19 protein-coding genes are annotated in these 21,023 nt (G+C 52.9%); all 19 read right to left on the bottom strand.

What is annotated here, in order from left to right; translation table 11 throughout:
* Positions 1–419: 419 nt before the first annotated feature.
* On the bottom strand, positions 420–2,096 hold the full coding sequence (locus tag ABH899_RS03580; protein ID WP_009674953.1) for a ribonuclease J: 1,677 nt from the start codon (positions 2,094–2,096) through the stop codon (positions 420–422).
* Between the two features lie 189 nt (positions 2,097–2,285).
* Positions 2,286–3,146 carry a 4-hydroxy-tetrahydrodipicolinate synthase gene (gene dapA, locus ABH899_RS03575; RefSeq protein ID WP_369994017.1) on the bottom strand — a complete coding sequence of 287 codons (861 nt, stop codon included), beginning with the start codon at positions 3,144–3,146 and terminating at the stop codon, positions 2,286–2,288.
* Between the two features lie 29 nt (positions 3,147–3,175).
* Entirely contained in the window at positions 3,176–4,393 is a 1,218-nt protein-coding gene (dapG, locus tag ABH899_RS03570; RefSeq protein WP_369994015.1) for an aspartate kinase, read from the bottom strand.
* A gap of 93 nt (positions 4,394–4,486) precedes the next feature.
* Positions 4,487–5,524 (bottom strand): aspartate-semialdehyde dehydrogenase, encoded by a 1,038-nt coding sequence (locus ABH899_RS03565; protein ID WP_369994012.1) that lies wholly within the window; start codon positions 5,522–5,524, stop codon positions 4,487–4,489.
* Positions 5,525–5,562: 38 nt separating this feature from the next.
* Positions 5,563–6,159: a dipicolinate synthase subunit B gene (locus ABH899_RS03560; protein WP_009674970.1), complete on the bottom strand. Its 597-nt coding sequence runs from the start codon at positions 6,157–6,159 to the stop codon at positions 5,563–5,565.
* Positions 6,156–7,055: a dipicolinate synthase subunit DpsA gene (dpsA, locus tag ABH899_RS03555; protein WP_369994009.1), complete on the bottom strand. Its 900-nt coding sequence runs from the start codon at positions 7,053–7,055 to the stop codon at positions 6,156–6,158. The genes ABH899_RS03560 and dpsA overlap by 4 nt, the downstream gene beginning before the upstream one ends.
* 310 nt (positions 7,056–7,365) lie before the next feature.
* Entirely contained in the window at positions 7,366–7,854 is a 489-nt protein-coding gene (gene dut / locus ABH899_RS03550) for a dUTP diphosphatase (protein ID WP_050803027.1), read from the bottom strand.
* Positions 7,835–9,091: a M16 family metallopeptidase gene (locus tag ABH899_RS03545; protein WP_369994006.1), complete on the bottom strand. Its 1,257-nt coding sequence runs from the start codon at positions 9,089–9,091 to the stop codon at positions 7,835–7,837. The genes dut and ABH899_RS03545 overlap by 20 nt, the downstream gene beginning before the upstream one ends.
* Before the next feature lie 90 nt (positions 9,092–9,181).
* A complete protein-coding gene (locus ABH899_RS03540) occupies positions 9,182–10,243 on the bottom strand; it encodes a polysaccharide deacetylase family protein (RefSeq protein ID WP_369994004.1) in 1,062 nt (353 codons plus the stop codon).
* A 159-nt stretch (positions 10,244–10,402) separates the two neighbouring features.
* A complete protein-coding gene (gene pnp, locus ABH899_RS03535; RefSeq protein ID WP_009674966.1) occupies positions 10,403–12,508 on the bottom strand; it encodes a polyribonucleotide nucleotidyltransferase in 2,106 nt (701 codons plus the stop codon).
* Between the two features lie 251 nt (positions 12,509–12,759).
* Positions 12,760–13,029, bottom strand: a complete 270-nt coding sequence (rpsO, locus tag ABH899_RS03530) for a 30S ribosomal protein S15 (protein WP_009674959.1) — start codon at positions 13,027–13,029, stop codon at positions 12,760–12,762.
* A 153-nt stretch (positions 13,030–13,182) separates the two neighbouring features.
* A complete protein-coding gene (locus tag ABH899_RS03525) occupies positions 13,183–14,127 on the bottom strand; it encodes a bifunctional riboflavin kinase/FAD synthetase (RefSeq protein WP_016423449.1) in 945 nt (314 codons plus the stop codon).
* A gap of 86 nt (positions 14,128–14,213) precedes the next feature.
* Positions 14,214–15,149 carry a tRNA pseudouridine(55) synthase TruB gene (gene truB / locus ABH899_RS03520; RefSeq protein ID WP_369993999.1) on the bottom strand — a complete coding sequence of 312 codons (936 nt, stop codon included), beginning with the start codon at positions 15,147–15,149 and terminating at the stop codon, positions 14,214–14,216.
* Complete coding sequence (locus ABH899_RS03515) at positions 15,146–16,159, bottom strand: DHH family phosphoesterase (protein ID WP_369993997.1); 1,014 nt, start codon at positions 16,157–16,159, stop codon at positions 15,146–15,148. The genes truB and ABH899_RS03515 overlap by 4 nt, the downstream gene beginning before the upstream one ends.
* The gene (rbfA, locus tag ABH899_RS03510) at positions 16,156–16,512 is read right to left on the bottom strand and encodes a 30S ribosome-binding factor RbfA (protein WP_009672009.1); all 357 of its coding nucleotides are present in this window, start codon (positions 16,510–16,512) and stop codon (positions 16,156–16,158) included. Before rbfA ends, ABH899_RS03515 begins: the two co-directional genes overlap by 4 nt.
* 6 nt (positions 16,513–16,518) lie before the next feature.
* Positions 16,519–19,266, bottom strand: coding sequence for a translation initiation factor IF-2 (gene infB, locus ABH899_RS03505; RefSeq protein WP_369993994.1), 2,748 nt, complete (start codon positions 19,264–19,266; stop codon positions 16,519–16,521).
* A 13-nt stretch (positions 19,267–19,279) separates the two neighbouring features.
* The gene (locus ABH899_RS03500) at positions 19,280–19,606 is read right to left on the bottom strand and encodes a YlxQ family RNA-binding protein (protein WP_016423451.1); all 327 of its coding nucleotides are present in this window, start codon (positions 19,604–19,606) and stop codon (positions 19,280–19,282) included.
* Positions 19,572–19,883 (bottom strand): RNase P modulator RnpM, encoded by a 312-nt coding sequence (gene rnpM, locus ABH899_RS03495; protein WP_009672016.1) that lies wholly within the window; start codon positions 19,881–19,883, stop codon positions 19,572–19,574. The genes ABH899_RS03500 and rnpM overlap by 35 nt, the downstream gene beginning before the upstream one ends.
* A 26-nt stretch (positions 19,884–19,909) precedes the next feature.
* On the bottom strand, positions 19,910–21,007 hold the full coding sequence (gene nusA, locus ABH899_RS03490) for a transcription termination factor NusA (protein WP_009672008.1): 1,098 nt from the start codon (positions 21,005–21,007) through the stop codon (positions 19,910–19,912).
* Between the last annotated feature and the right edge of the window lie 16 nt (positions 21,008–21,023).

Here is a 21,023-nt window from a genome sequence, read left to right as displayed (position 1 = left end):
GCCTCTTTGAGGCCCGCCGGAGTAGGCGGAGTATGTATTCCCCGCTTCAGCAGAAGTACTCTGTCCGGCCCCCTGTTGACCGCCGTATCCGTTTCCTCTGTTCAAAGAGCCGCCGCTGCCCGCTGAAACATTCGCGTTCGCCTGCTGAAACGGATATTCGTTTCTGCCTGCATAGCGCTCCGAGGATACACTTGCTCCCGTGTAGGGAGGTCTATTCTGTTGTCCTTTATATCGATTTCCGTTTCCCATGGCTATTCCTCCTAATTGAATCATCGAGGTTAGTGTGGGCAGGAACGCTATTACTTTATTCACCCTCTTCTCAGGCAGCGATGAATGAGGTCTGGAAGCATTTAAAAAAGCCCTCTCCGGCTATGGAGAGAGCTTTGGTTTCGGTTGGGTTAAGTGACTAGTTTGAGAGACTAAACTTCCATGATAATCGGAAGAATCATTGGTCTTCTTCTGGTTTGTTCATATAAAAATCGTCCAAGCGCGTCTTTCACATGTGTTTTTAAAGACGCCCATTCATTTACGTTATCATTCATTAATTTATTCAGCGTACTCGTCACGATACGATTCGCTTCGTCCAATAAACCTTCGGATTCGCGGACATATACAAAGCCGCGGGAAATGATGTCCGGACCGGAAAGAATGGTCCCATCCTGTTTGCTTAGTGTCACGACAACGACCAGAATGCCGTCTTGAGAAAGAAGCTTTCTGTCGCGCAGGACGATGTTGCCTACATCTCCGACACCCAGTCCATCAATCAAAATGTTGCCTGCCTGAATTCTTGCACCCTTACGAGCTACACCACCCTGGATTTCAACGGTGTCCCCGTTATCCAGAATGAAGATATCTTCTTGGTCCACTCCGACGGATTCGGCAAGTTGACCGTGAAGACGAAGCATGCGGTATTCCCCGTGAATCGGAATAAAATATTTCGGCTTCATGAGGTTCAGCATAAGCTTGAGCTCTTCCTGGCTTCCGTGTCCGGAAACGTGTACGCCCGTCTTGGAACCCGGTCCGTAGATGACGTCCGCACCCAAACGGAACAGTTCGTCTACCGTACGGCCGACATAGCGCTCGTTACCCGGAATAGGAGTAGCTGCAATGATTACCGTATCGCCTGGAAGAATGTCCACTTTACGATGAGTGGAGCGAGCCATACGGGTCAAAGCCGACATCGGCTCCCCTTGGCTGCCCGTACAGAGAACGACCACGCGGTCGGCCGCCATACGGTTTACCTCTTCAGGTTCAATCAGCATGCCGTCCGGAACGCGGAGATATCCGAGTTCCGAAGCGATCGACACCACGTTAACCATACTCCGCCCGATTACCGTAACTTTACGGCGGGTAGCCTCAGCTGCGTCGATAACCTGCTGAACACGGTGAATGTTCGAAGCGAAAGTCGCGATAACTACGCGCTGCTTGGCTTTGCGGAATACTTCCTCGATAGTAACGCCGACGCTTTTCTCAGAACCCGTAAATCCGGGTTTCTCGGCATTTGTGCTGTCGGAAAGAAGGGCCAGTACGCCTTTCTTTCCGATCTCGGCCATCCGGTGCAGGTCAGCATATTGATCATTAACCGGTGTCTGGTCGAATTTAAAGTCTCCGGTGTGCACGACGACTCCTTCGGGAGTTTCAAGAGCAACCCCGACGGAATCCGGAATGCTGTGGTTGGTTTTGAAGAACGTGGCTGTAATCGTTCCCAAATTAAGCTCGGAATCCGCATTGATCAGAATCCGCTTGGTTTCGCCAAGCAGATTCGCTTCTCTCAGCTTATTTTCCACAAGCCCAAGGGTAAGCCGCGTACCGTAAACAGGCACATTCAAGTGCCGAAGTACGTAAGGCAACCCTCCGATATGGTCTTCATGGCCGTGAGTCAGCACAATGCCGCGGACTTTGTCCTTATTCTCGAGCAGGTAGTTGATATCCGGAATGACAATGTCGATTCCAAGCATATCTTCCTCAGGAAACTTCAAACCGCTGTCGATAACCACAATATCATTCGCATACTGCACCACATACATATTTTTACCGATTTCACCCACGCCGCCAAGGGCAAAAATCAGAACTTTATCGTTATTTTTCTTAGACAAAAAAGTAACCTCCTTGAATTCATTTGACGACGATTTTTATAATGAAACCGAACCAGTCACTTGCCACCATTATACAGGAAAGATCTACCCGATTACAAGTTGGTGCGTATATGATTTGTAGTCTCTCCTAAAATGACAAAACCGATGCCAGGCGGCACCGGTCGTAATAAGGAAATTTTTGCGATTGGATTAGAACAGCGATGCCACGAAAGCCTGCTCCTGCTCACTTAAATCGACAAGAGGAAGACGGACGCTGCCTGTGTTCACGCCTTTCAGATTAAGGGCGTACTTAACCGGAGCGGGACTCGGGGCACAGAATAAACCGGTAAATACCGGGAGCAGCTTCGCGTTGAGCTGAGCCGCGCGCTTAACGTCACCCGATGTATACGCTTCAACAAGCTCCTGCATCTCTTTGCCGACAACATGGCTCGCTACGCTGATTATGCCGTGACAGCCGACGGCCAGCGCGGGAAGTGTCATGCTGTCGTCGCCGCTGTATACCGTAAAGCCCTCGGCCGCTCCGGCGGCTACGATCGTCAGCTGGTCGGTACCGGAACAGTCTTTGGTAGCTACGATGTTCGGTACGCGGGAGAGCCTGATAGTCGTATCCGCATCAATGTTGACAATGGAGCGGCCGGGAACGTTGTACAAGATAATCGGCACATCGACGGCTTCGGCGACGGCTTTGAAATGCTGATACAAGCCTTCCTGGCTGGGCTTGTTATAGTAAGGAGCGACGAGCAGGATCGCATCTACGCCCAGCTTGGCCGCTTCCCGCGATAACTCGATCGTGTGATTCGTGTTGTTGCTGCCGGTTCCCGCAATAACCTTGCACCGTCCGTTCGCATGCTTGACGACGGCTTCAATCATCCTCAGCTTCTCTTCGTCCGTCAGGGTCGGCGATTCGCCGGTCGTTCCGCAAACAACCAGCCCTTCGCTGCCCTGCTCGTCAATCAGGTAATCGACCAGGGGGCCTACCTGATCCCAATCGATTTCCAGCTGTTCGTTTAAGGGAGTTACCATCGCTGTAATTACTCTTCCGAAGTCCAAAATTCCCGCCTCCTACGTGTGCTTTTTGCCTATTTATGCAGTTGGAACGATTTATGAAGTGCTCTTACTGCGCTAACCATATCTTCCCCGTGTATCAGGCACCAGATGGTGGTGTTGGAGTCCGCGGATTGCAGAATTCGGATGTTCTCTTCCGTAAGCGCCTCGACGATCTTGGCCATAACGCCGGGAACACCGTTCATACCGCCCCCGATGACGGACACTTTAGCGCATCCACTCAGTGAAGTGGGTTTATAGCCGAGCCCGCGCAGCAGTTCAAGCGCTTTTTCCGCTACGTGGTCAAATACCGTATAAACAACCCCCGAAGGATTTACGTTAATAAAATCGACGCTGATGCTGTGCTGCGCCATCGTTTTAAACACTTGAAGCTGAAGGTCGTATTGGCCTTCGGCCGCTGGAACTTGAATTTGTGTAATGTTCCCGAAATGGGCGATCCCTGTCACGTGGCGGTCTTCGACCCGTTTCTCCGCGCCGTACAAGGAATCGGGATTGGTCACGAGCGTGCCTTCCTCTTTGGAGAAAGTAGAACGTACCCGGACCGGGACATTCGCCTGCATCGCCACTTCCACCGCACGCGGATGAATCACTTTGGCGCCGTTATGGGCCATGTTGCAAATTTCCGCATAACTTACGCGCGTTAAGGGCCTAGCGTCTTCCACGATGCGCGGATCCGCTGTCAGAATTCCGTTGACGTCGGTAAAAATGTCCACGACTTCGGCCTTAAGCGCCCCGCCGATCGCCGTGGCGGACGTGTCGCTTCCTCCCCGTCCGAGTGTCGTAAACTCATGATCGGCCGTCTGCCCCTGGAACCCGGCGACAATTACGACCTCGCCCCGGTCCAGATGCTCCAGAATCCGCTTCGGCTGAACCGAAACAATCTGGGCATTGCCGTAGGCGTCATTCGTTTCGATCCCCGCCTGGCCGCCTGTCAGAACGACCGCCGGAATGCCTTCCGCTTGAATCAGGCTGCACAAATTGGCTGCGGAAATCCATTCTCCGCAGCACATCAACAAATCCCTCTCCCTTGCAGGAAGCTGGTCTCCATTCTGCCGGATCAAACCGAGCAGAGTATCGGTAGCATAAGGCTCTCCCTGCCGCCCCATCGCAGATACAACCACGACAAGCTGACAATCCTCGCTGCGCGCAGCTTGGATATGTTCCAGCACATGTTTTCTGGCTTCAGGCGTGGACAGGGAAGTGCCGCCAAATTTCTGAACTCGAATACGCATATCCTTCCCTCTTTTCCTATTCGCTTTCTTGTCGATGTTTAATCATGATGCGAGCAATCGGCACCGTCTGATGACGATGCCGATTGTGTGAGTTTACTTGTTCTGTGCAAAATATTCCGCGATCTGTACCGCATTCCAGGCAGCGCCCTTCAGCAGGTTATCGGATACGATCCACAGGTTAAGCGCGCGTTTGTTGTGAAGATCACGGCGTACACGCCCTACGAACGTTTCCAGTTGACCTGCCGCTTCGGTTGCAAGCGGGTACTGCTGCTCCTGCGGATTGTCAAGGAGTACGATACCCGGTGCGTCCGCAAGAAGGCTGCGCACTTCTTCTAGCTCGAAGTCTTCCTTCAATTCCACGTAAACCGATTCGGAGTGACCGTATACGACGGGAATCCGTACGCAGGTTGCCGTAACTTCAAGGGATTCGTCGTTCATAATCTTCTTCGTTTCGTTAATCATTTTCATTTCTTCATTTGTAAACCCGTTATCCAGAAACTTATCAATCTGCGGGATCGCATTGAACGCAATCTGATGTTTAACGGGAAGGGAACCGACCGGCAAAATGTCCGGGTTCACCGGATTGCCCGCCAACGCTTCACGGGATTGGCGAAGCATCTCATCAATCGCTTTGCTGCCTGCTCCGGATACGGCTTGGTATGTAGATACGATGATTTTGGAGATGCCGAAACGATCATAGAGAGGCTTCAGGGCAGCCACCATTTGAATCGTGGAGCAGTTAGGGTTGGCGATAATGCCTTTATGCTTGTGAACCTCTTCAATGTTAACTTCGGGCACGACAAGCGGTGTTTCCGGATCCATACGGAAGGCATTCGTGTTGTCGATACAGATCGTACCGCCGGCAGCCGCAATCGGAGCGAGTTCTTTACTCACGTCGCCGCCTGCGCTGAACAGGGCGATGTCTACCCCTTTAAAGCTGTCCGGCGTTGCCGCTTCAACCGTGATGTCTCTGTCTTTGAAACGAATTTTCGTACCCGCGGAGCGCGGGGACGAAAGAAATTTTAATTCCTTAATGGGGAAATTGCGTTCATCGAGTAAGCGGATAATTTGTTCTCCGACGGCGCCGGTTGCGCCGACTACTGCTACGTTAAAAGTTCTTTCATTAGACATGTCGTTTGCTCCCCCATTATTTAAATGATCTATAATAATTAAGAATATTGAAATCGCTCAATAATCATCGGCTGGAGCTGTTTGCCGTTCAGGGCCGCTTCGCATGTCTCCGAAATCAAATCCATTCGGGCGACAAGTGAATTCGGCTTCGCTTCCGGCGCATCCTGGCCGAACGGGACAAAATAAATGTTCTTCGTAACGAGCAATTTCGCAATATTCGCGGAATTCAGTCCGAGCCCGTCATTAGTAGAAATGGCCAGTACAAGCGGACGATGATTGCGCATCTGTGCTTTAGCGGCCATTAGGACTGGGCTTTCCGTCATTGCATTCGCGAGCTTGCTTGTCGTATTGCCCGTGCAGGGGGCGATTACCATGACGTCGAGCTTCTTGGAAGGCCCGAGCGGTTCCGCTTCGACAATCGTCGTAATGGGATCGCTGCCAGTCATGTCTTTGAGCTGCTTCTGCCAATCGACGGCCTTGCCGAATCTCGTATCCGTCGTCAAAACGGATTGGGAGACGATCGGTACAACCGCGGCGCCTGCGTCTATGAATCTTTGAATCTGCGGCATAATCTCTTCCAAGGTGCAGTGAGAACCTGTCAACGCAAACCCTACCGTTATCCCGTTCCAGTTCATTCCGGACCACTCCCATTCCTGATGTCTTCCACCATCAACTGACTCAGCGTATTCGCCAAAATCCGACCAGCTGTTTTCGGTGCGACGATCCCGGGTAGGCCTGGAGCGAGCATCGCCTTAATCCCCCTCTTCTCGGCAAAACGGAAGTCCATTCCGCCCGGCTTGGAAGCTAGGTCGATTAATACCGCGCGATGCGGGATATTCGTTATTATTTGCGCTGTGACTATCATAGTCGGAATTGTGTTAAAAAGCAAGTCAATATTCGCCACTTCCTGATAGAGTTCGCGGGTATAAAACGGCGTAAAACCCATCTCCAAAGCTCTGGCAAAATGCTCCGGTTTTCGCACCCCGACCTTCACTTTTGCTCCCAGTCCCTGAAGGGTGCGAGCCATCGTTAAACCCGTTCTTCCGAACCCCAAAACCATCGATTGCGAGCCGTGAATCGTAATGTCCGTATTCTGAATGGCAATCATCAAAGCGCCTTCCGCCGTCGGAATCGAATTGTAGATCGCCACGTCATCCCGCTCAAGAAGCTCGACTAGTTTAAGACCCTGCGATGCGCAAAGCTGCTTCAAATAAGTTTTCGCCATACCCGTATAGATCACGGCATGTTTTGGAAGTGCGCCCAGCAGATCCGGCGTGAGCGTCAGTTCATTGCCGGAAAAAATACTTTCCACACGTCCTTGTTCATCCGTTCCTACAACCGGCAAAACGAGCGCGTCGGCTTTCTCCAGCGCTTCGGGTGAAAGCTGCTTGCCCGCCGCTCCCGCGAATGGCTTCTGCAGATTGTCGAATCCGATTAAAGTCACGGACGCATCGAGCTCGATCAGCTTATCGATCACTTCAAGCTGACGGGCATCGCCGCCGATAAAAATCACTTCCGCTCCGGTGAGCATACTGTTTCCGTTCCTCCCTTACGTGCATCCGTCTCGATAACATACAGTATGCCGCCGCCTACCGAAGGGTGACATCCGCTTGCCGGGCATCCGCACATTACGGATTATCCCTTTTTTCAAACCGGACTCCGGCAAACGGACATAAAAAAGGCCTCTTATCAGCTTCAAACTGATAGAGGCCCTTTTTCATTAAAACTTCAGCCTTGCTAGGTTAGTGATCTGACGGATAAGAGCATGCACGGTCCGCCAACTGTGGCGGCCAAGCCTGGATCGTTCCTGGTTCCCGCCTGTAATCCGGCAGGAACGCAGGTCATTTCCGCGCTTCGGTGGTCAGCCCCGTATGCCCGAAGCCGCCGGCGCCGCGCGTGGTATCATCCAGCTCGTCCACTTCCGTCAATAGGACGGCCGGCACGAGCTGGAACACCATCTGCGCGATTCTTTCGCCGCGGCGGATCGTGAATGTCTCCTGACCATGATTGATCAGGAGCACTTTGACTTCGCCGCGGTAGTCCGCATCGATCGTGCCCGGCGAATTCAGCGTGGTGATGCCGTGCTTGTAGGCCAGTCCGCTCCGAGGACGGATCTGGGCTTCAAGCTCTACGGGCATCGCCAGCGCGAACCCCGTCGGAACGAGCGCCCGCTCACCGGGCGCCAGGTCGAGGGGTTCGATATTCGCCGCGTGCAGATCGAAGCCGCTTGCCGCGGCGGACATTTTCTCCGGCAGCGGAAGACCTTCGCTGCCGGGCAGGCGTTTAATGCGGATGGGGAATACAGGTGTGTTATTTTCCAAGAAGCTCATCTCCTCTGATTGACTGCAAAGCCTCGTCGCGGCTGCCGACCATCGCAATGGCAAATGGCTTGGAGAACAGCTTGCGGGTCAAGGCGTAGATATGCTCCATTTCAACGCTTTCGATCCGGTTGATCATTTCGTCGAGCGTGTAATGCCTTCCGGTCATCAGCTCGTTTTTGCCGATCCGGTTCATCCGGCTGTTGGTGCTTTCCAGACTGAGAATCAGGCTGCCTTTCAGCTGTTCCTTGCCTTTTCTCAGTTCCGCGTCCGTCATGCCTTTCTCCGCGATATCGTTCAGCATTTCGATCGTCACCTTCAGAACTTCCTCCGTTTGTTTCGGAGCCGTTCCCGTATAGATCGTAAATACCCCGTTGTCGATGTGAGAAGAATGATAGGAATACACCGAATAGGCCAGTCCCCGCTTCTCGCGGATTTCCTGGAACAACCTGGAGCTCATGCCCCCGCCGATCGCGTTATTGAGCAGCACCATCGGGTAGAGGTTTTCTTCACGAAGAGAAAGACCCGGGAGCGACAGGCAGATATGATTCTGTTCCGTCGTCTTGGCTTGGAAAACCCGCTCGCTCATAAACGCGGGCTCTTCCTGGTTCTGCTGCGTACCCGAAACGTTGAAATGACCGAAATGCTTCTCCAGCAGTTCAAACACACTATCGTCGATGTTCCCCGCCACGGCAATGACGGTATTCTCAATGGTGTAGCATTCTTTCATATAAGCCCGCAGATCGTTTGGCTTCATTCCGGACAAATGCGCCTGCGTTCCCAAAATGGTGTACCCCAGCGGATGGCTGCCGTAAGCCGCTTTTGCAACGAGATCGTGAACCAGATCATCGGGAGTATCTTCATACATGGCGATTTCTTCGAAAATGACGTTCTTTTCTTTCTCAAGCTCTTCTTCATTAAAGACGGAATTGAAAAACATATCGGATAAAATATCTACTGCAATGCCGAGATGCTCGTCAAGCACCTTGGCGTAATAGCATGTATATTCTTTGGATGTGAAAGCATTCACATTCCCTCCGATCCCGTCGAACACTTCCGCAATGTCTTTCGCGCTGTGACGCTCTGTGCCTTTAAAGAGCATGTGTTCGATAAAATGGGAGATTCCGTTATTCAGCTGAGTTTCGTTCCGGGAACCGGTTTTTACCCAGATTCCGATTGCTACCGAACGGCAGGTCGGAATTTTCTCGGTCACGACTCTGAGCCCGTTATTTAAATGGGTTTTATTCACCAAGCTGTTCCTCCTCAAATGTGCGCACAATGGGGTCCGCTTAGGAGCCCTTAAGTTCAACTTTGATTTTAACAAAAATGTCGAAGTGACTCAACCTGACCGCTCGTCGCTCGCTTGGTCCGCTCCCGGAGCAGGGGCCGATATCCGCTGCGGAGACAGTGTTTCGCTTACCGATCCCAGCTGCAGCCCCCTGCTTTTGATAACCGAAATCATTTCGGGCAGCGCGCTGCTGGAAGACTGGGTCGGATGCATCAGGATGAGCGAGCCCGGCTCTATATTTTTGCGGACTTTGGCAAGGATCGCGGGGGCGCCGGGGTTTTTCCAGTCAACTGTGTCGAGCGTCCACATGACGGTCTTTAACTTAAGCTCCGCGGCTATTTTCACCGTTTCGGCATCAAAGTCTCCCGAGGGGGGAGCAAAAAGAACATTGGTGACACCAAGCTCCTTTTTCAGCAGATCCTCGGTTTTCACAATTTCCTCATACGCCTTGGAGCGGCTGAGCGTGCTCATATTTTTGTGTGAATACGCGTGATTGGACAATTCGTGTCCCTGTTTCTGAATCTCTTTGGCAATGTCCACATGCTTCTTAAGCCAGCTTCCATCGAAAAAGAACGTGGCTCTTACATTTTCTTTGCGGAGTGTCTCCAATATTGACGGAAGGAACTCCTCTCCCCACGCCACATTGATCATGAAGGAAACCATCGGTTTTTTGGGGTTGCCTTTGTAAATAGGCTCCGGCGGAAGGTCGTTCAAGTTGACTTGAGGCGAAACTTGCTTCATGACGAAAGGCAGTTTGTCTCCCGCCCCATTCTTTTTGGCCGCCTCGTAGGTCTTGTCGATGTCGACTTCCAGCCCGTTATAACCCGGCACCGCTTTCCATACTCTGTCCACTTTCGCATTGATCGGGGCGATGTACAGACCTTTCGCTTCTTCCCTAATCCGCGCGAGCAAAGCGTCCTCTGCCGGCTGTGCGGTCTTACCGTTACTCTCCGGCCCTCCCGCATCATTGGAAAGCTTCGTCTGTGTTTGGACGGAAGGCTGCTTTCCCTGCTGGATCGCTCCCACAAAGGTATGCACACTTTCGCTTTGCAGCAGTACCCATATACACCCGGCCGTTATACCGCCAAGCAGCACCAGCTTCTTTTTTTGCATGAGATTCCGACTCCTCCGTAAAGATTATGTCAGAGTTTATGCAAAGCCGGACAGGGTTATGACTTGGACGATACAGCCGTGCACGTAAAAATTCGGTGTAAGCATGCAAAAAAGAGACAGAAAGATCTGGCTCTTTGTATGTTTGGTGCGATTCGGTTATTAGGATTGAGTGGAAACTTCGTTGTTCACGAGCGTTGCTTTGCGGGACAGGTTAACGCGTCCTTGATTGTCGATTTCCGTGACTTTAACGGTAATCGTATCGCCGACTTTAACGACATCCTCCACTTTGGCAACCCGTTCGGTAGACAGCTGGGAAATGTGGACGAGTCCTTCTTTACCCGGCAGCACTTCTACGAAAGCTCCGAACTTCTCCACGCGTTTTACCGTACCGAGGTATGTTTCGCCGACAACGACGTCTCGTACGATACCTTCGATAATCTGCTTGGCACGTTCGTTCATCTCCGCGTTCGACGAAGCGATAAAGACTTTGCCGTCCTGCTCGATGTCAATCTTAACGCCGGTTTCTTCAATAATTTTATTGATGATTTTGCCGCCTGCTCCGATCACGTCACGGATCTTATCCGGGTTGATCTGCATCACGACAATTTTAGGTGCGTATGCGGAAAGTTCTTTCTTAGGTTCCGAGATGCGCTCCAGCATTTTGTTCATGATAAACGTACGGCCTGCCTTAGCCTGATCCAGGGCCTGCTTCAAAATGTCGCGATTGATTCCGTCAATCTTGATGTCCATTTGAAGAGCGGTAACCCCTTTGGACGTGCCTGCCACTTTAAAGTCCATATCCCCGAGATGATCTTCCATGCCTTGAATATCCGTCAGAATGGAGAAATGCTCTCCTTCTTTAATAAGACCCATGGCGATACCGGCAACCGGTGCTTTGATCGGAACACCCGCATCCATCATAGCGAGCGTGGAAGCGCAAATGCTTGCTTGAGAGCTCGAACCGTTGGATTCCAGAACTTCCGAAACGAGACGGATTGTATACGGGAACTCGGCTTCGCTCGGAATGACGTACGAAAGCGCGCGTTCTCCGAGAGCGCCATGTCCGATTTCGCGGCGGCCCGGCGGACGAAGCGGTCTTGCTTCCCCTACGCTGAACGGCGGGAAGTTGTAATGATGCATAAAGCGTTTGGTTTCTTCGAGGTCCAAACCGTCGAGAATCTGTACGTCACCGAGCGCCCCGAGCGTACATACGCTTAACGCCTGCGTTTGACCGCGTGTAAACAGTCCGGAACCGTGCGTGCGCGGCAACAGATTAATGTCCACGTCGATCGGACGGATTTCATCCAGTGCGCGTCCATCCGGTCTTACCTTGTCATGCGTGATAAGGCGGCGGACTTCGTCTTTCACGATATCGTGAAGCACTTCTTTGACGTCTTTCAGCTTCTCCGGCGTTGCTTCATAGAGCGCCGTAAAATGCGCAACGGCATCCGCGTTGACCGCGTCGATCGCTTCTTGGCGCGCATGCTTCTCTTGAACCTTAATCGCTTCAACGAGACGGGCTTCGGCAAACTCGCGCACGGCTGTGTTGATTTCGCCGTCTACCGTATGAAGCTTCACTTCCATTTTAGGAACGCCGGCTTCGGCAACGAGCTGCTCCTGAAGGGCGATCACTTTCTTGATCTCGTCATGCCCGAACATAATCGCTTCCAGCATAACGTCTTCCGGTACTTCGGCGGCGCCTGCTTCTACCATCATAATAGCATCCTTGGTGCCTGCCACAACGAGATGTACGTCGCTCTTGTCTTCCTGCGCCGGCGTCGGGTTCACGACGAAGTTACCGTCGATGCGGCCTACAATGACGCCGCCGACCGGACCGCTGAACGGTACGTCGGAGATCGACAGTGCGGCGGAAACACCGATCATGGCCGTAATTTCCGGCGGACATTCCTGATCCACGCTCATGACCACCGCGACGATCTGTACGTCATTACGGAATCCTTCCGGGAACAGAGGACGGATCGGACGGTCAGTCAGACGGCTGGAGAGAATCGCTTTCTCGCTCGGACGTCCTTCTCTTTTGATAAACCCGCCCGGAATTTTACCTGCTGCATATAAGCGCTCTTCATAGTTGACCGTCAGCGGGAAGAAATCAAGATCTTTCGGCTCGCTGGAAGCGGTCACGGTGCAGAGCACAACTGTATCGCCATAGCGGGCAAGTACCGCGCCGTTGGCTTGCTTGGCTAAACGACCGGTTTCAAGGATAAGCGGACGTCCGGCCAAGTCCATTTGCACACGTTTTTCCATACTAAACCTCCTAATTTTATCTCAAAACACGCGGGAATCGAACTATACCGCGCAAAATGGTTCCGATTCGGTAAAAACGGTAGGATTTGCGGGAGCTCATGCCTCCTGCATCACCTAATAATTCTGCGTATGTACAGTATTTCCTTCTTTGCAACGATTTAAAATACACAAAAAGCAACCCGGAGCCGCTGCGGAAGCTCGGCTCGGAGCCCACCACAGAGAACAGCAGGGTTGCTTTCTGAATGCGGATTTTATCTACGCAGACCGAGCTTTTCAATCAAAGCACTGTAGCGTTTAACGTCTTTGTTCTTAAGGTATGCCAACAGCTTGCGGCGTTGACCAACCATTTTAAGAAGTCCGCGACGGGAATGATGGTCTTTCTTGTGTGTACGGAAATGGCTCGTAAGGTTTACGATGTTTTCCGTCAGGATAGCAATTTGCACTTCGGGAGATCCCGTATCGCTTTCATGCGTTTTGTGCGTTTGAATCAGTTCCTGTTTACGCTCTTGAGTTAATGCCATCCCAATCACCTCCTATTCATATAATCGCCTATGGCCCAGAGTGCGTCGGTGAAGCGCGGCTCCGCGCCAAGGTTCGTAATTGAAGCTTACGGCAAAGCCGAAGCAACGTAAATCAGTATAGCATACATGATGGACAGAAGTAAATGCCAACGCCTACAGAATCTGCGCAAACTTCGCTTCAGCCGTCGCTACATCTCTTTTGAGCTGGGTGATCAGCTCATCGATACCGTTAAACTTGCGCTCGGGGCGCAAATAATCGACAAATTCGACAAACACGGTGCTGCCGTAAATGTCCTGGTCGAAGTCAAGCAGATGCACTTCGAGCGACATCACTTCACCGCTGTGGAAGGTCGGCTTCGTTCCGATGTTCATAACAGCCCGGTACCAGCTTCCTCCCACAAACGCACGGACGGCGTAAACGCCGGAAGCGGGCACGAGAAAGTTCTCGGACATCTGCAGATTCGCCGTAGGGAATCCGAGCTGACGCCCGCGCTTATCGCCCGATACGACGACACCGCGTATTCCGTAGCCTCTGCCGAGCAGTTCGGAAGCCGCCGGCGGATGTCCGGTGAGCAGCGCCTCGCGGATCGCCGTGGAGCTGACCTTGGCGCCGTTCATCCGGTACGGGCGGATCACCTCCACCGCAAAACGGCCATGCCCCAGCTCGCAGAGCGTATCGGGCGTTCCCCGGCCTTTGTAGCCGAACGTAAAGTCGAATCCGACTACGACGGTTTCAACGCCAAGCGCCTCCAGGACACGATCGACAAACTGCTGCGGAGAAGCCTGCATCAGCGCCGTATCAAACTTGAGCACGTACGTGCAGTCTACGCCCAGCTTCTCGAAGAGCTCCATCTTGTAGGAGGTCGGCGTCAGAAGCCGCGCATACTTCTCCTGGCCGAGCAGCTCCCGCGGATGCGGATCGAACGTCATAATCGCGGCCGGGACTCCCAGCTCGCGGGCATTCTCGACAGCGCGCTGGATAACTTCACGGTGTCCGAGATGCACACCGTCGAAATCGCCGATGGCGATGACCTTTTTACCGGCCAGCGGAAGAAGTTCCGCATTTTCGATGGGATAAGACAAATGAATGGTTTGCATGGGTACGAGTTCACCTACTATTCCTTGAACCGCTTTATACCGCCAGGGGTTAGATGATTCCGGCCGAGGGCCGGCTTACTTACATCCTAATTAAAAACTTTGACCGGAGCAAGATGTCCTTCGGACTCATTCCAGGAAAAGAGACCGATAAACCGTTTATGAGGATCATAAACACGGATAATTCCCGTCTGTTCTACTCCGGTTTCGCTGTCGCGACTGCCCTGCAGAGCCGGCGCCTCATGGAGCCGGACTTTGCGTCCTTGCAGGGCAAAAACGGACAACTGCTCATTCAACACGAGAGAAGGCAAGTAATCGACAGCCTGGTCCGCCTGAATGATCTTTGTATCCAGAAGACCCTCCTCGCGCAAACGAGGGAGGTCTTCCAGTGCCACGCATTGCTCCAGTCCGATTCGTCCGGTGGAAGAGCGGACCAGCTCTTTCATCGCCGCCGGAACGCCCAAGGCTCTTCCTATATCCACACACAAGGTACGGATATAGGTGCCCTTCGAGCAGATCACCCGGAAACGGACTTCCGGGTGATCCCGGTTCAGGTCCAGTTCGAGCAACTCGATCTCGTAAATGGTTACGTTCCGGGCTTTACGCTCGACTTCCACGCCCGCTCTCGCCAGTTCGTACAACCGTTTTCCGTCGACTTTTACGGCGGAATACATCGGGGGAACTTGGCTGATCTCTCCGACGAACGACTGGATGACGGAACGGACCTTGTCCTCCGCAAGCTGAACGAGCGGAATTTCCTCCAGCACGTTCCCGCTCAGATCTTCCGTGTCTGTGGCCAATCCAAAAACCACGGCTGCCTCATACTGTTTCGGCAGCTCCTGGATGTATTCGACCATGCGGGTTGCACGGCCGATACAAAGCGGCAGCACGCCGGTAACCTCAGGATCAAGCGTACCGGTATGACCGATCCGCTTAATCCCAAGAAAACGGCGCGCTTTCGCTACCACATCGTGGGAAGTCATTCCCTTTGGCTTGAGGATTGGAAGTATTCCTTCTATCGTCATGGCAGTTTATTCCCTACTTCCTCTACAACCCGTCGGATGGCTTCCTCAATGGAGCCGTTAATCGTACAGCCGGCGGCGCGGACATGACCCCCGCCTCCGAACGACTGTGCGATCTGAGCCACATCTACCGCACCTGCGGAGCGCAAGCTCACTTTAACCGCCGATGCATTTCTTTGTTTGAACAAGAGCCCGACTTCGACTCCCTCGACATTACGGGCGTAATTGACCAGCCCGTCCATATCTTCGTTGGTGGCGCCTGTCGCTTCGATCACTTCGGTGGATACCGCAATAGTCGATATCCGCCCGTTTTTATGAAAATCAAGCGTTGCGAGCCCCTGCTGAAGAATACGAATCTGCTGGAAGGTCATTCTCTCCAGAAAAGCTTCGGCGAGTTCCGATCCTTTTACTCCCCATTCCAAAAGGTCTGCCGCTGTCTTCATCACTTTGGGTGTCGTGCTGGAATACCGGAAACCTCCCGTATCGGTCAGCAGTCCCGTATAAATACAGGTCCCGAAATCGATGTTCGCTTCCATTTGAAGGTGCTTGGATAAATCATAAATAATTTCAACGGTTGCCGCGGCGGAAGCCTGTATAACGGAACATTCCCCAAAGCGGTCGTTAGTCGCATGATGATCGATATTGAGCAGCTTGGCATCGGGGGTAAATTTCTCGCTGACCCGTCCGATTCTTGAAAAATCGGCGCAATCCACACTTATAATCGTATCATAGGACAGGTGATCGGGCATTTGGGACAAAGTCAGAATGCCGTCAAACCCCCAGAGCCTGCTGAATTTCTCCGGTATGTCCCCCTCGTTAGCAAGCGTATAGCGCTTTCCCATCCGGTCAAGCAGCCAAGCAATGGCTAAAGTAGAGGAAATGGCATCCCCGTCCGGCTGGACATGGGATACCACCAGGAAATCATTATGATCGTGCATGAATTGCTTTGCCGCCTCCAACTGCTCCAAGTAGCTGCCGGAGGCGCCGCCGCCTATAAACTGGCCCGCCGTCATTCAGCGGATTTCCCATCGTTAAGATCATGAAGCAGACTTTCGATCCGGCTTCCGTAATCAATCGATGTGTCGAATTTAAAGATAAGCTCGGGTACTTTGCGCAATCGGATTCTTTTGCCCAGCTCGGAACGGATATACCCGCTCGCACTGCTTAAGGCTTTCAAAGTTCCTTCCTTTTGCTCGTCCGTACCCAGCACACTGAGATAAACTTTGGCCTGAGACAGATCATTCGTTACGTCAACCCCGGTTACCGTAAGAAATCCGATGCGGGGGTCTTTAATTTCGCTCTGCAAAATTTGGCTGATCTCTTTCTTGACCTGCTCCCCCACTCTGCCTACACGAACTCTAGCCATAGCTGATCACCTCTCTACTGTTTCCATGACGAAGGCTTCGATGATGTCCCCTTCTTTAATATCATTGTATTTTTCCAGGGAAATACCGCACTCGTAACCTTGCGCCACTTCTTTGGCGTCGTCTTTGAAGCGTTTCAGCGCGTCCACTTTGCCTTCGTAGACTACGATGTTGCTGCGAAGCAGACGAACTTCCGCATTACGCGCAATTTTACCGGAGGTAACCATACAACCCGCAATGGTGCCCACGCCCGTAATTTTGAAGGTGTTGCGGACTTCCGCATGCCCGATAATGTTTTCTTTGAAAATCGGATCGAGCATACCCTTCATGGCTTGTTCAATTTCTTCAATCACATTGTAGATGATCCGGTGCAGACGAATGTCTACTTTCTCCTGATCCGCAGTTACTTGAGCGGCAGGCTCCGGACGAACGTTGAAGCCGATAATAATGGCATTGGAAGCCGATGCCAGAATAATGTCGGACTCGGTGATGGCGCCTACGCCCGTGTGAATCATCTTCACGCGTACGCCTTCCACTTCGATTTTCTCGAGGGAACCGCGCAGCGCTTCGAGAGAGCCTTGAACGTCCGCTTTGATAATAACGTTCAGGTCTTTAATTTCACCGTCTTTGATGTGCTTATACAGATCATCCAGCGTAACGCGGGAATTCGCCGTAAGCTCGGACTGGCGGAGCGTGATAGCACGCTTATCGGCAATATCGCGCGCTTTGCGCTCGTCTTCGAAGGCAAGCAGCGGATCTCCCGCTTGCGGAACCTCCGTGAGGCCGGTGATTTCAACCGGAGTCGAAGGACCCGCTTCTTTAAGACGTTTGCCCTTATCATTTACCATTGCGCGGACACGGCCGAAACATACGCCTGCAACAAAACTGTCGCCGACTTTGAGCGTACCGTGCTGTACGAGAATGCGGGCTACAGGACCGCGTCCTTTATCCAGCTCCGCTTCGATTACCGTACCTCTGGCGCGTTTATCCGGATTTGCTTTATATTCCTGAACCTCAGCCACGAGAAGAATCATTTCAAGCAGGTTTTCCAGGCCGATCCGCTGTTTAGCCGAAACTTCGCAGAAGATCGTGTCGCCGCCCCACTCTTCCGGTACGAGTTCATACTCGGTAAGAGCTTGTTTGATTTTTTCCACATTGGCTTCCGGCTTGTCGATTTTGTTGACCGCCACGATAATCGGCACGCCTGCCGCTTTCGCATGGGCAATCGCCTCGACGGTTTGCGGCATAACGCCGTCATCCGCCGCTACGACGATAATCGTGATGTCGGTCACCTGAGCGCCGCGTGCACGCATAGTCGTGAAAGCTTCGTGGCCAGGGGTATCGAGGAACGTAATTTTCTTTCCGTTCGCTTCAACCTGGTAAGCCCCGATATGCTGGGTGATGCCGCCCGCTTCGCCTTCCGTCACGCTTGTATGACGGATTGCGTCAAGAAGGGTTGTTTTACCGTGGTCAACGTGACCCATGATGGTAACGACAGGAGGACGTTCTTTCAGATCCGCCGCATCGTCGACTTCTTCTTCCAGCTCGAAACGGTCGTCTTCGACACGGATTTTCAGATCCACTTCGACGTTATACTCCCCGGCTACGAGCTGAATCGTATCGAGATCGAGTTCCTGGTTGATGGTCGCCATCACGCCGAGGAACAGGAGCTTCTTAATGACTTCGGAAACGTCCTTGTGGAGAAGTTTCGCAAGTTCACCGACCGTCATTGCGCCGCGCACAATAATCTTCTTCGGTGTGTTGTCGATCTTTTCTTTCTTAACCATCGATTCTTGACCGCGTCCGCGTCCGTTATTGCGCCCGCCGCGGTTGTTGCCGCCACGGTTGCCTGCGCCGCCGCGTCCGCCGCGTCCGTCATCGTAACGACTGGTTTTGCTGCGGTCGTCGCGGTTGCCCTGTCTGTTGTCGCCCGTACGCTGGCCGCTGCGGCCTGCATCCGTGCCCGCAGCCGGACGTCCGTCCGTTCTGCGCGGAGCTTGGCCCGGTCTTGCACCGGCGCCGGTTGATCCGCCGCGGTTCTGGCCGCCTTGACCGCCGCCGCCCGGAGGACGCTGACCGCCGCTGCCGCCTTGAGGTCCGCGGTTGAAACCGCCGCCCTGGCCGCCTTGCGGACGTGGTCCGCCGCCGCCTTGACCGCCGCTCCGTGGAGCGCCGCCTTGGCCCTGCGGACGCTGACCGCCCTGAGGACGGCCTTGACCGCCGCTTTGCGGGCCGCGGTTGTATCCGCCCTGCCCGCCTTGCGGACGCTGTCCGCCGCCTTGGCCGCCGCTGCGCGGTGCGCCTTGGCCTTGCGGACGGTCGCCGCGCGGCGCGCCCGTTCTTCCGTCACCGCTCGGACGCGGTGCACGGTTATCCTGGGAGCCTTGCGGACGTGCTTCCGCAGCCGGACGCTCCTCTTTCTTCGCTTGCTCGGACCCCGCTTGCTGCACAGGCTGCTTAGCGCTTACCTCTGCTTTAGGGTTGGACTGTTTGTCTGGTTTGGGTTGATTTGAATTTGGACTCACGTTACCTCCATCTGACCCTGCCCGTTTGGCAGCCGCATTCGCTTTAATGTCACGGAAAAACTTTTCTACGCTGCTGACCGCATTGTTTTCCATAACGCTCATGTGGTTGTTCACGGGGATATTCAAACGCTTCAGGATCGTTATAATTTCCTTGCTGCTCATATTCAAAGATTTGGCATATTCATAAACCCGAAGTTTATCCTTAGGATCTTGTTTATTTGTCAAACCCATTCACCTCCGGAGGTTATACCCGATACTTTTTCAGCATCCTGGCGAAGCCGTCGTCAACGACGGCAATCGTGACTCGAGCTTCCTTCCCTATGCTGGAACCAAGTTCCTCACGGTTGCCCAGGACCAGCAAAGGTACGTCGTATGAACGGCATTTGTCCTGAAACTTCTTGCTTGTATTGTCAGCCGCATCTTCCGCCATAATGACCAGCTTCGCATCACCCGAGCGGATAGCCTTCAGCACGCTCTCTTCTCCGGTGACAAGCTTGCCTGCTCTCATGGCGAGACCTAAGTTTGAAAAATAATTTTTATTCGTCATCGTCCATCCCATCTTTGCCCGCATGGAATTCTTCTTCCACCTGGATAAAATCCTGTTCAAGCTGATCATAAATGGGAGCGCCCACCGATTGCTTCAACGCACGGTCCAGCGCTTTGGATTTTTTGGCAAGCCTGAAGCAAGCCACTTTGCCGCACAAATAAGCGCCTCTGCCCGATTTTTTGCCTTTCAGATCGATTTGGATCTCCCCTTCGGGGGTACGAACGACCCGAATCAGTTCTTTCTTCGGCATCATTTCCTGGCAGGCCACACATTTGCGCAGAGGTATTTTCCGCTGTTTCACGTCATCCTCACCTCGCCCCGCCGGCGTCAGTCAAAGCTGACGGAATCTTGATGCATTTCCTCGATCTGCGATCTCGGACGGCCGTATTCCTGCTCCGCCTGCGCCTCGCTCTTGATGTCGATTTTCCAGCCGGTAAGCTTGGCGGCCAAACGCGCGTTCTGACCCTTGATCCCGATTGCCAGCGAAAGCTGATAATCCGGAACGATGACGCGGGCCATCTTCTCGTTCTCGAACACGTTGACTTCCAATACCTTCGAAGGGCTGAGTGCGTTAGCGACGTACTCTTCCACACTCTCCATCCAGCGTACGATGTCGATCTTCTCGCCGCGGAGTTCGCCGACGATCGTCTGGACACGCAGTCCTTTGGGACCTACGCAGGAACCGACAGGGTCCACTTCGGTATTGCGGGAGTGCACGGCGATCTTGGAACGGAAGCCGGCTTCCCTGGCAACGGACTTGATTTCTACGACGCCTTCGTAGATCTCTGGAACTTCCAGCTCGAAAAGGCGCTTGAGAAGCCCCGGATGTGTTCGGGACAAAATGATTTGAGGACCTTTTGTCGTGTTTTCCACTTTGGTAATATACGCTTTAACACGCTCGCCTTGCTTGAATTTCTCGTTGGGCATCACCTCGGTGAGAGGCAGAACCGCTTCCACTTTGCCAAGATCGATATAATAGTGACGCTGATCTTGACGCTGTACGATACCCGTAACGATATCTTCTTCTTTCTCGATAAAAGCATTGTAAATAAGTCCACGCTCGGCTTCACGGATACGCTGCGTCACAACCTGCTTGGCGGTCTGAGCCGCAATGCGTCCGAAGTCTCGCGGTGTAACCTCAATCTCTACAATATCGTCCATCGTATAATTCTGGTTGATTTCCCGCGCAGCATGCAGCGTGATTTCCAGCCTCGGGTCCAGCACATCCTCCACGACGGTTTTGCGTGCGTAGACGCGGATGGTGCCGGTTTGCCGATTAATATCCACGCGCACATTCTGTGCTGTGTTAAAGTTGCGTTTATAGCTGGAAATCATCGCGGCTTCAATCGCATCAATCAGCAGATCCTTGGAAATGCCTTTCTCTCTTTCGATTTCAGCCAACGCTTCGATAAAATCCATGTTCATTTGAACCGAGTTCCCC

This window comes from Paenibacillus sp. RC84 (assembly GCF_041260495.1).
Taxonomy (GTDB): Bacteria; Bacillota; Bacilli; order Paenibacillales; family NBRC-103111; genus Paenibacillus_F.
This window is presented reverse-complemented; position numbering and strand designations above follow the sequence as displayed.

Coding starts and splice junctions, on each gene's coding strand:
- nusA (WP_009672008.1), bottom strand. CDS start 21,007: ATGAACATGGATTTTATCGAAGCGTTGGCTGAAATCGAAAGAGAGAAA.
- ABH899_RS03540 (WP_369994004.1), bottom strand. CDS start 10,243: ATGCAAAAAAAGAAGCTGGTGCTGCTTGGCGGTATAACGGCCGGGTGT.
- rpsO (WP_009674959.1), bottom strand. CDS start 13,029: ATGGCATTAACTCAAGAGCGTAAACAGGAACTGATTCAAACGCACAAA.
- ABH899_RS03525 (WP_016423449.1), bottom strand. CDS start 14,127: ATGCAAACCATTCATTTGTCTTATCCCATCGAAAATGCGGAACTTCTT.
- ABH899_RS03560 (WP_009674970.1), bottom strand. CDS start 6,159: ATGAACTGGAACGGGATAACGGTAGGGTTTGCGTTGACAGGTTCTCAC.
- truB (WP_369993999.1), bottom strand. CDS start 15,149: ATGACGATAGAAGGAATACTTCCAATCCTCAAGCCAAAGGGAATGACT.
- pnp (WP_009674966.1), bottom strand. CDS start 12,508: ATGGAAAAACGTGTGCAAATGGACTTGGCCGGACGTCCGCTTATCCTT.
- ABH899_RS03565 (WP_369994012.1), bottom strand. CDS start 5,524: ATGTCTAATGAAAGAACTTTTAACGTAGCAGTAGTCGGCGCAACCGGC.
- rbfA (WP_009672009.1), bottom strand. CDS start 16,512: ATGGCTAGAGTTCGTGTAGGCAGAGTGGGGGAGCAGGTCAAGAAAGAG.
- dapG (WP_369994015.1), bottom strand. CDS start 4,393: ATGCGTATTCGAGTTCAGAAATTTGGCGGCACTTCCCTGTCCACGCCT.
- infB (WP_369993994.1), bottom strand. CDS start 19,266: ATGGGTTTGACAAATAAACAAGATCCTAAGGATAAACTTCGGGTTTAT.
- dpsA (WP_369994009.1), bottom strand. CDS start 7,055: ATGCTCACCGGAGCGGAAGTGATTTTTATCGGCGGCGATGCCCGTCAG.
- ABH899_RS03515 (WP_369993997.1), bottom strand. CDS start 16,159: ATGACGGCGGGCCAGTTTATAGGCGGCGGCGCCTCCGGCAGCTACTTG.
- dut (WP_050803027.1), bottom strand. CDS start 7,854: ATGAGCTTCTTGGAAAATAACACACCTGTATTCCCCATCCGCATTAAA.
- ABH899_RS03500 (WP_016423451.1), bottom strand. CDS start 19,606: ATGCGGGCAAAGATGGGATGGACGATGACGAATAAAAATTATTTTTCA.